The organism is Clostridium sp. AM34-11AC, assembly GCF_003435375.1.
In the GTDB taxonomy this organism is placed as follows: domain Bacteria; phylum Bacillota; class Clostridia; order Lachnospirales; family Lachnospiraceae; genus Pilosibacter; species Pilosibacter fragilis.
In genome coordinates this window covers 97,037-107,413 of record NZ_QWGL01000010.1, presented here as the reverse complement: position 1 = coordinate 107,413, position 10,377 = coordinate 97,037, and the positions used below count along the sequence as shown (strand labels likewise).

Annotated in this window: 9 protein-coding genes; 2 read left to right on the top strand and 7 right to left on the bottom strand. The window is 41.5% G+C overall.

The features are described 5' to 3' along the window. Window positions 1–398: 398 nt before the first annotated feature. Together DW826_RS08420 and DW826_RS08415 are read left to right on the top strand one after the other, a co-directional pair. Complete coding sequence (locus DW826_RS08420; RefSeq protein ID WP_117470579.1) at window positions 399–1,922, top strand: nucleotide sugar dehydrogenase; 1,524 nt, start codon at window positions 399–401, stop codon at window positions 1,920–1,922. A gap of 9 nt (window positions 1,923–1,931) precedes the next feature. Continuing rightward, the gene (locus tag DW826_RS08415) at window positions 1,932–3,023 is read left to right on the top strand and encodes an NAD-dependent epimerase/dehydratase family protein (RefSeq protein WP_117470578.1); all 1,092 of its coding nucleotides are present in this window, start codon (window positions 1,932–1,934) and stop codon (window positions 3,021–3,023) included. A gap of 313 nt (window positions 3,024–3,336) precedes the next feature. Here the strand turns inward: DW826_RS08415 and DW826_RS08410 are convergent, their stop codons facing one another. The 7 genes from DW826_RS08410 to DW826_RS08375 all read right to left on the bottom strand — a co-directional run bounded on the left by DW826_RS08410 (window position 3,337) and on the right by DW826_RS08375 (window position 10,377). Beyond that, window positions 3,337–4,422: an acyltransferase gene (locus tag DW826_RS08410; RefSeq protein ID WP_117552488.1), complete on the bottom strand. Its 1,086-nt coding sequence runs from the start codon at window positions 4,420–4,422 to the stop codon at window positions 3,337–3,339. Between the two features lie 45 nt (window positions 4,423–4,467). Further along, entirely contained in the window at window positions 4,468–4,959 is a 492-nt protein-coding gene (locus tag DW826_RS08405; RefSeq protein WP_117470576.1) for a DapH/DapD/GlmU-related protein, read from the bottom strand. Window positions 4,960–5,048: 89 nt separating this feature from the next. Further along, the gene (locus DW826_RS08400; protein ID WP_117552487.1) at window positions 5,049–5,852 is read right to left on the bottom strand and encodes a hypothetical protein; all 804 of its coding nucleotides are present in this window, start codon (window positions 5,850–5,852) and stop codon (window positions 5,049–5,051) included. Then, window positions 5,818–7,401, bottom strand: a complete 1,584-nt coding sequence (locus DW826_RS08395; RefSeq protein ID WP_117470573.1) for a polysaccharide biosynthesis C-terminal domain-containing protein — start codon at window positions 7,399–7,401, stop codon at window positions 5,818–5,820. Before DW826_RS08395 ends, DW826_RS08400 begins: the two co-directional genes overlap by 35 nt. Window positions 7,402–7,498: 97 nt before the next feature. After that, window positions 7,499–8,491 carry a N(5)-(carboxyethyl)ornithine synthase gene (locus DW826_RS08390; protein WP_117470572.1) on the bottom strand — a complete coding sequence of 331 codons (993 nt, stop codon included), beginning with the start codon at window positions 8,489–8,491 and terminating at the stop codon, window positions 7,499–7,501. A gap of 1 nt (window position 8,492) precedes the next feature. Then, complete coding sequence (locus tag DW826_RS08385) at window positions 8,493–8,891, bottom strand: ATP-grasp fold amidoligase family protein (RefSeq protein ID WP_278286481.1); 399 nt, start codon at window positions 8,889–8,891, stop codon at window positions 8,493–8,495. 97 nt (window positions 8,892–8,988) lie between these two features. Continuing rightward, a complete protein-coding gene (locus DW826_RS08375) occupies window positions 8,989–10,377 on the bottom strand; it encodes an ATP-grasp fold amidoligase family protein (protein ID WP_242994066.1) in 1,389 nt (462 codons plus the stop codon).

The following is a 10,377-nucleotide window of genomic DNA, read 5'->3' as shown; positions in this document are numbered from 1 at the left end:
CAAGTTTTTAAACGTTTTATTTGAAATAGCACAATAGGTTACTTTATTATTAGTATATGTTATTTCCACTAACGCATCGCCTTTCAAATTAACCTTTTGGTTAATACTATTATGGCACAACTTTTTTATGACGTCAATAGGCTATCATCCTCCAATTATAGAAAACCACCTTCACAGGTGAGCAATATACAACTGTGCCAATCGGTCATTCAAAGGGATACCTATGCATATTGGGTGATCAAAGTGGACTGCAACTGGCATATCACCTGCATTATTGTTACTATAAACATCAAACTTTATCCTTGCATCCTATCGATATTTCATGTATACTGACTATATAAATTTAAACGGATCAAACAACGTTGTTTCAAACATCATAAAATGTGAGAGGACCCAAAATGAAAAAATTATCCAACCATCTCCTGGCAGACACCATCGTCTCTACCAGAAAACAAAAAAAACTTTCCCAGCAGGCGCTTGCCGATTTGACCGGTATGAACCGTTCCGTTCTTTCCAAGCTTGAGGCAGAAGAGTACACGCCTTCGATCGCGCAGCTGGAGGAACTGGCCCGCGTTTTAAATTTTGATATTACGGATATGTTCCAGGAGAGTTCTAATATTTCTCTGGAAAAGGTATCTCCATTAAAGATCGCGGTTGCCGGTACAGGTTATGTAGGACTTTCGATTGCCACGCTCCTGGCGCAGCATAATCCGGTTACGGCTATTGATATCATCGAGGAAAAGGTCCAGAAGATCAATAACCGGATCTCGCCGATCCAGGATGACTACATTGAAAAATATCTGGCAGAAAAAGAGCTGGATCTGACATGTGTATTGAATAATCAGGTGATGAATGAGAGCAATCCGGCCTGGGAGATTTACCGTGCGGCAGATATCGTGGTGATTGCAGCTCCGACGAACTACGATTCTAAGAAAAACTATTTTGATACATCAGCCGTGGAATCTGTAATTGAGCTGGTTGAAGCCGCCAATGCAGGTACCGAACATATGCCATGGATGGTGATCAAATCCACAATCCCAGTCGGATATACAAAGAGCGTTCGCGAAAAATTCCGTAATGATCATATTTTATTCTCCCCGGAATTTTTACGGGAATCCAAGGCCCTGTACGATAACCTGTATCCGAGCCGGATCATCGTTGGATGCGATGAAGCTGATCCAGAAACAAAGAAAGCTGCTCACACATTTGCTTCCCTTCTTCAGGAAGGCGCAATCAAAGAGCATATCGCTACTTTGTTTATGGGATTCACCGAGGCCGAGGCCGTAAAGCTTTTTGCCAATACATACCTTGCGCTCCGTGTCTCCTATTTTAATGAGCTGGACACCTATGCTGAGTCTAAACATTTAAATACAAAACAGATCATTGATGGCGTATGCCTGGATTCGCGAATCGGGTCTCATTATAACAATCCGAGTTTTGGCTATGGCGGATATTGTCTGCCGAAAGACACGAAACAGCTTCTTGCAAATTATGCGGATGTTCCGGAAAATCTGATCGAAGCAATCGTGGAGAGCAACCGGACCAGAAAGGATTTCATTGCGGATCGTGTTCTTGAGATCGCGGGTGCATACGAGGCAAACGAGAGCTATAGTGCCAAGGCGGAAGAGGAGCAGCATGAGACGATCGTAGGCGTCTACAGGCTGACTATGAAGAGTCATAGTGATAACTTCCGCCAATCCTCGATTCAGGGCGTTATGAAGCGTATAAAAGCCAAAGGAGCCACTGTTATCATTTATGAACCGACATTAAAGGACGGAGAAACATTCTTTGGATCCAGAGTTGTAAATGATCTGAAAAAATTCAAAGAAGAGAGTAAATGCATTTTGGCAAATCGCTACGACAGTGCCCTGGACGATGTTCAGGAAAAAGTATATACAAGAGATCTGTTCCAGAGAGATTAGGAGAAGATGATGGAAAGAATAGAAAAACAGCCGGTCGATCTAAATGGAAAAGCAATCCTTGTCACTGGAGCTGCAGGATTTATTGGAAATAATCTGTGTAAAAGACTTTTAAGAGAGACTACGGAGTCAGTGATCGTAGGCATCGACTGCATGACTGATTATAATCCGATCGAATTAAAAGAATGGCGTCTGAAAGATATTCAGGAAACATTTGAACAGGATGGCATAGCCAGAAAGAATCAGTGGATTTTTGTTAAGGGAGACATTGCGGACCAGGCATTGATCACCAAGATGTTTAACCAATATGCATTTGTAGTCGTTGTAAACCTGGCTGCACAGGCAGGCGTCCGCTACAGCATTACAAATCCCGAAGCTTATCTGCACAGCAACCTGATCGGTTTCTTCAACATTCTGGAGGCATGCCGAAATGATAAGAATCTGGAACATCTTGTATACGCTTCCAGTTCCTCTGTGTACGGCGGAAATACGAAGGTTCCATTCAGCACCGATGACAAAGTCGACAACCCGGTATCGCTTTACGCAGCGACCAAGAAAAGCAATGAGCTGATGGCTCATGCTTATTCCAAACTTTACAATATTCCGTCTACCGGCCTTCGTTTCTTTACGGTTTATGGTCCGGCCGGAAGAACAGATATGTTTTATTTCTCCGCAACAAATAATTTGTGCGCAGGAAAAACGATAAAGATCTTCAACTACGGAAACTGCAAACGGGATTTCACTTATATTGATGATATTGTAGAAGGTGTACGTCGGGTCATGGAAGGCGCACCCCAGAAGAAAAATGGTGACGATGGGTTACCGATCCCACCATATGCTGTTTATAATATCGGCGGTGGCACCCCGGAGAATCTCCTTGACTATATCGATACTCTGCAGCAGGAGCTCATCCGGGCAGGAGTATTACCGGAAAATTATGACTTTGACGCGCACAAAGAACTTGTACCGATGCAGCCAGGAGATGTTCCGGTAACTTATGCGGATAGCGAAGCATTGGAACGGGATTATGGATTTCGACCGCAGATTGGGATCCGGGATGGGTTGAGGAAGTTTGCGGAGTGGTATAAAGAGTTTTATTTGTAGAGGCTTGGCATTTAGCTATCGTCCAAATTGAAAATTGGACGATAGCTAAATGAAAATATCAAAAGAATATTAATGGTATGAGCGACTATTTAGCATTTATGGATATTGATTATTATGGTGCGCCGCACCATAATAATCATGCAGGAACAGAAACGTCGAATTGAGACTGACACCATCATGGAAGCCTATCTAAAAAGCGGCAAAAATTTTGATGAGATTATGACGTTTTTGAGTCCATGATGGCGTTTAGTGTAACTTTTTGCAGAGTTCACAATTTAAAGTATACAGGAATCTTTCTCGATCTTTTTCTAAATTATGCTTTCTGCCCCGTCAGAAACCTTGTAAGCTTCCATTTATTCAAAACAACTGCTATTAAGCTTGATAGAATAATCGCTATGGCAAAGTTACATATCGCCAACACACCTGATGGCACTTTCCCGTTTAACAAAGTGATTACCAAATAAATAATCTGCTGGTGGAAAAGATATATCGTAAAATTATTCTTTTCAAAGAATAAGTACAATCTGTTCGTTTTAAAGTTAATTTTCCCTGAAAATGCATTCAAGGTAGTAAACGCCATGACTGCTCCGATTATATGAAGAAGCATTGGCATTCCAATATGTAGCAATTTAATTATGATCCCATTTTCAAATGCATTACAATACTCTGTCAGAACAAACAATAACAAGTCAATGGCGACCCAGACATACCACGGAATCTTATAAATCAGCCCTTTCCTATCTTTTCTGATCATCATACCAGTATAAAACAACATCATAAACCGACAGGTATACCAAATCTGAAAGTAATTAGGGATAAACCGCAATCCAATGATTGATACAGCATACAAAACAAACGAAATCATTAATCCCCAAAGCGGCTTTTTCCACATCATTCCAGTTAGGAAATAAGCCAACACAAAAACGCCAAACATCATCCATAAGAACCAAAGCTGAGATGGCGAAAGGGCTAACAGATAATCGCTGACTGCGATTTGGTTCGATTCCGTTTGGAAAGCGTAATCCCATGGAATTAACCAAACAACAGCTACAAAAAAATACGGAATTAAAAGCCTCTTTGCCTTATTCTTTATTAAGCTTGTAAAATTCTGATACTTATTGCGCTCAAATTTTAAATATGCAAAAATATATCCAGAAATCAAAACAAACGCATAAATGTGGAATGAATTGAGCCACTGCGCAATTAAGCCAAGGGAAACGGATGCTTGTGCCGGCATTCCGAACCATCCCTCCGGCAGCCACATTGCCAGACTATGGTATAGAACAATAAAACCCATTAGAATCACTTTTATAAAATTACAATTTTCAAGCTGCTCTGCTCTGCTCTGCTCTGCTCTGCTCTGCTCTGCTCTGCTCAAAGGATTATCCGCATGTTCCAACTGTCTATCAACTCCTTTTTTGGATTTTATTGCGTTTTCTATGGTCTATTTTTCAAAATAAGAAACCCAATATTGCTCCTTCTCTTCCTGTGTCATACCGCCAAAATCAAACAATCGATTTCTTCCCTGCAAATTGGTATAATAATCATCGACAGCCTTTTTTATTCTCGCTGGGATGCCAACTGCTACAGAATTGTCAGGGATGTCATGGGTGACTACTGCACAGGCTCCAATGATCACGTTATCGCCAATTGTCACTCCTGGCATAATACATGCTCCCATTCCGATGTAAACATTATCCCCTATAGAAATCGGAGCTATATTGTCCATTCGTTTCCCATCAAAATAGCCCATAGAATTAAGTACTTTAATGCCACCGTCATATGTAATAAAGTTGACATTTTTCGCAAATAAGCCATCCTTTCCGACGGTAATCAAATATGGCTCAGATCCAAATGCCTCTACTCCGCAATTTAGCCGAGTCCCCCACCAATGTGTGCGCCACGACTTATCAGATACGATCTTTTGCTTTCCCATCCTCAGCGGTTTGCTTTATTGTGCACTCGAAAGCTTTTCTTCATTCTCTTGAAAAACATATTATTCACCTTTCTCTTCAATATCCTTTATCAACAAACCAGATGCCAGGGGAATCTAAGCATTTCTTTTGAATGTGGCAGGAATTTTTTCTTTACTAATAATAAATAAACTGCAATTCCAACTTTTCTGCCCAGCTTATTAGCAACTTCATTCACACCCTCAGTCAGGAACATTTTCTCCCCGCAATTGTATACATCCATGTTCTTATTAATCCATTGATTCATATAGAGATCATCGCCATAATGTCCACAGAAATCCTCGTCATAGCCATTCAAATATAGATACGCAGCTTTTGTCATAAAGAAGCAATTCGGATGGACACCATATTTACTCCAGGAGCCATTATCCTCAAGATACTCATCAAATACATAAACTGCCCTATCTGATATGCCTTGGCCGGACATACAGGATATTAGCGTTTCTTCCGGAAACAGCATATCAATGTCGGCGGTGATCATACGAGAGGTTTCACAACAGAATACTCCAAGGTTTTTGCCCCCCCCCGAATTCCATTTTATATCCCTGTCAATACGTACCAACCTATGATTCACATTTAATCCATCAGGCATAGAAACAGGAACAGGGGAACAGTCATCTACTACTACAAGGTTTAATTTCCTTTTCACCGCATCTGAGAGGCTGTTATAATAGAGAAGGTTTCTGGCAATCCCATTCATCCCTTCCTGATCATTTACATAGACCGGATATATAATTGAAAGTTTTTCCAAATCAGAACCGGCATGTAGTCGTTTATATGGAGCTTCCTTAAACGAACGGAAGTCCGATAATAGCCAATGTTTACTCTTTCCTAATATGCTCCTTACTGCTGACATTTAACTCCTCCTTGCTTTTTCCAAACATATTCACGATTTTGCTCCTCAGGCTCTTTACAAACCCAAAGACCATCCGAAATAGGGCCTTAATATAATTTGGATATAGCACACAATTGATGGCTAAGTTTACCGCTAAAGCAGTGACCGCAACCTTCAAAGCCATAATAATCCAGGCTACATAGGATATTCCAACCAGGCTTATCCCCTTTGTAATATAAAGTGTCAATACAGCGCAGGCCGCATCAACAACTATATGTTTGAAGAAATACTTCATACTCCGATTCAGTATATCTTTTGACAGATACCATGCTAAGTACGTTGTCCGATAAAGCATGGCTGCAAGAGTCCCCACTGCAACACCAACCAGTCCAAACCGTCTAACCAACACAACAGAAACAATAATATTGATCATCGCTTCTATGATTGCACTCCACTGCGTCTGCCTGTAATGACCTGCAGCTAATACCATCATGTTGTATGGAAGGCGCAGACAGTAAGATGCCTGTGCCGCTGAAATGAGTAATGAAAACGCAGGTACAATATAATTCGCATCAGAGATTTCTTTCGTATAAATATTTACAAACGGCAGAATCAGGACTGCTGTACATGAGAATGAAAAAGTGACAAGAAGATGCATCAGCCATTCCACCCATCCGAAAGTCTTGTCTAGTGTATCTGTCTCTTTTCGGGCATACATATCCCCAAACATGGACTGAACTCCTGCGGTAAGGGAATTCAAAATCTGCTTTACCCCATTGACCACAAGATGATACACTGCATAGATAGAAACATTTTCCAGAGTAGAAAAGAGCGTCAGAACTACCGTGTCAGTATTTCCTAAAACCACAGCAGCAATGTGCTGCGCCAAACCATTCCATTTTTGCTTAATCGGCTCACCTTCCAGTTTTATCTTCTTATCCAAACTGTAATGTCGTTTTACATAGGCATTCAGAGCCACAGGCTGAATTAGGAAAACTGTAGCTGTAGCAAGTTTTACCAAATGAATACCTGCACCCATCTTCATGAGGATTACGCTGAAAACGGTATTCAGCAACATGGTTGCTCCTTGCAGGCCAAGCTGGATGAATGACATCTGATCAGCATCCAAAAGGAGCCGATATGACATACTAAAAAAATATTGGGCAAATGAACTGATGGATATGATAAATATCAATCCCATCGTATACGAAAAATCAAACCTTTCCCGGGTAACAAATGGGTAAAATACCATCAGGAAAGCTGTATAAATTATAAGAATTATCGCAATCCTGCGGAAGAATCGCTGGGAGGATTTCATGATCCTGCTAACTTCAGCATTGTCCTTGTCCGCAAGCGGCTTGTAAAGCGTGGACTGCACCACAGCGCCTACACCACACTCTGCGAGTGCAACAAAGCCCAGAAATTGCGTGATAGAAGACACGAGGCCATTCACGGCTGATCCATAACAGGATAAGAAAAAGCGTGGCAGTATAAATCCGCAAACCAGTGTTATTAACTGATATGCCAATGATACGATTGTATTGTATAGTAGTTTCTTCTTTCTGGTCACTATGGCTCCCCTTGCTTTACATTTTTACGTGCAATTTACGTCATCCATATTCAGCTTATAAATTTGTCCGTTCCTGTTTTATTATCGTATGCAATATCTATCTTTTCTGGAATCGTATTATCTCCAGATCCACGATTCTGCCTTCTTCAATCACCATAGCGTCTTTCAAAACGCCCCCAATCTTCTCCGTCATAAGTTCGACCAGATACGGAAGAATAACCTGAGAATTATTCTCTGTAAATGTCTTATAGAAAGGGGATGGTGTATGGTCTACTGCATAATGCAGGATCCCACCCACTTCGTATGTAGGATTCTCTATTGTGGTCGGAACGCTGGCTTCGATTCCACCACATCTATCACAACTCACGTCGATAATCATAGAATTCTTTTTCATCCTGGCAAGATCAGTCCGATACAGGATATGATCCGTGCGCATGACATCCCATAAGATACAATTCACGACCACATCGTAATTTGGCAGTTCTTCCTGAAACAGCGCCTCACTGCGTCTGTCGTACTGCATTACTTCTGCCCCTAACATATTCAAAACCTTGATGGCGCCTCTTGCGGTGTTTCCACATCCAAGAACCGCTGTCTTTGTCTCGTATGGCATACGCCCAAAGCCCTGGAACGCATGCATGACTGCCGCTTCCCCGGCAAGCTCGTTATTTCTCCAGAAAAGATGGCGCCCCTTATAATTCATATTTTCCCATGCATAGGCAGTCAGCCCGCCGTTGATAATCTTGTCTGTGATGTCTCTGTTCTGCGTCGCATGAACCCAGCCGAAAATGGTTTGCCCCTTATGCAGGCTTTCCAAATAGTCAGCATCCCCAATTTTCGGGTCACAAATAACATCCTGCTCAAGGACCGTCTCCCTTGGTGCAATAATGCAACCATATCTTGCGTATTCCTTATTCGGAATTTCTAAAACAAGGCCATGTCCCTCTTCAAAAAACAAGCGATCTGGGTGATTTATCCCACTAACGTGGTCAGGCATGATTGCCCTGCGTTTCTCATTTTCCTTATGGCTAACAGGAAAGCCGATTGTCTTGAACTTTCCATCAGAATAATAATTTCTTTGCTCTTTCATTTCACATTCCCTCCAAACCCGGCAATTGAATCAGTTTCCCGAAACGAATATCCGTTTCAGGAAGAAGGTTTGCGTCAAACCCACTCTGTGGGTAAAACGTCATTTCTCCGAAATAAACCCGTCCACAGCTTTCATATAGGTCAACCCTCACAAATGGGTATCCTTTGGACAGTTTTTCTGCAAGCGAGAACATCTCATCTATGCATTTCGGTTTTGGTAATGTGAAATTTTCCGGGGCATCGCGCCCCTTGATATTAAGCCTTAATAACCTCCATTCCTTATCGAAGAAATAAAACTGTGTATTGCCGCTACTCCTCCCAACACGGACCATAACACAGTCTACATATCCATCGAAGCAAAAAAATTGTAGTCCGTCAGGCCGGAATCCAAATCTGTAAATTCATCAGATAGAACAATGTCGTTAGATTCATGATTCGAACGTAAAGTAGCTTCCCGAGTTTCTGGCTGCTTGTGAAGCATCACCTTTATTTCTGATCCTAAACTTTCATCTGTCCAGTATCCCCCTCAGACAAATTTATCCACTTGCCAATCTCATAATCCCATTCGATAGGATCTATGCGGTCAAATCCGCTCCCATCGAAAAATGTAAGTTCTCCAAAATATATTTGACCATCACAATTATATAAATCCACACGAACATGTTTCAGTCCAACTGAGAGCTGTTCTGCCAGCTTAATCATGCATTCAAAGTTTTCCGGCTTTCTCGGTGGAGTATCTGCATGCCTATATCCCCATGTAAAATCCAGGTAGTTAAACTGTCTGTCAAAATAGTCAGCTCTTGTCCCTCCTGCTGATTTTCGGTCAGAATTAATCATGACCATCTTCATTTCACCATCAAAACAGTAAAACTTATAGTCTTTCAGGCCACTGCCCAGTCTTTTAGCATTAGGATGAAACCATACAATGACCTCAGTCAGAATAAGAATTATACCCCCCCTACCCGAAGAATCCGGGAGCCTAATCCATTCTCCAAGTTTCAAATCTGCATTCTCTTTTGTGAAAAAAACAAATCCTGAGGCCAGATAAAAGGTAAGCTCTCCGAAGTATATTTTCCCCTCCACGTCGTAAAAATCAGCACGCAGAAATGGTATATCCTGCGAAAGATTTTCTGCCAGCTTTGCCATTTGGTCTATCTCTTTGGGGATGGAAAGTTCCTTCCCTGGAACCGGCAGGAACGCAGATTCACCAAAATCCAGAATATGACTTTCCATATCGTAATAATTTGCATGGTGTTCAATAAAGCGGTCAAAATCCACCTTATAACATCTTGCCTGTCCACCGAAGCAAAAAAACTTGTAATCGCGAAGTTCTTGTGATCCTGTGTCCTCCATGTACTTTTCCGCAATAATCCTGGGTTTCACATCCTTGTATGGCCATTCTCTGCCTGAATAATAAAAATTCCGCTTAAGGCTTCGGTTTATCTTTTCTTTTGCCGCCGCTATATCCAGATTAGACTTATCCTTGCAAATGACCAATCCCCCACTGTCATGTGTACATTTCAAAACAAATTGATTAGGAAGTGCATTGAAATCAATGTCCTCAAACCTATCCCATACACCTAAAGTCGGAATGATGTACTGCTCACCGATTATATCCGCAACATATTTTTTTGCAGCATACTTGTCCACCATCGTTGTGTAAATTGACTTGCGGTCGTGGATCTTCATCCACTGGAGCTTCTCGTTGAAGGTCTGAGGGTTTTCCAGATCCAATTCCCGTCCCATCTTTGCTTTAAACATACGTTTTAAATACTCTTCATCTGGCATTGAGTCGCAAAGCCCTTTCCCAGAATTAACTAAAAACCGATAATCTTCATCTGTAAGGTATTTAACCCCTCTTCCAATCAGGTAGCTCAGTTTCTTCAT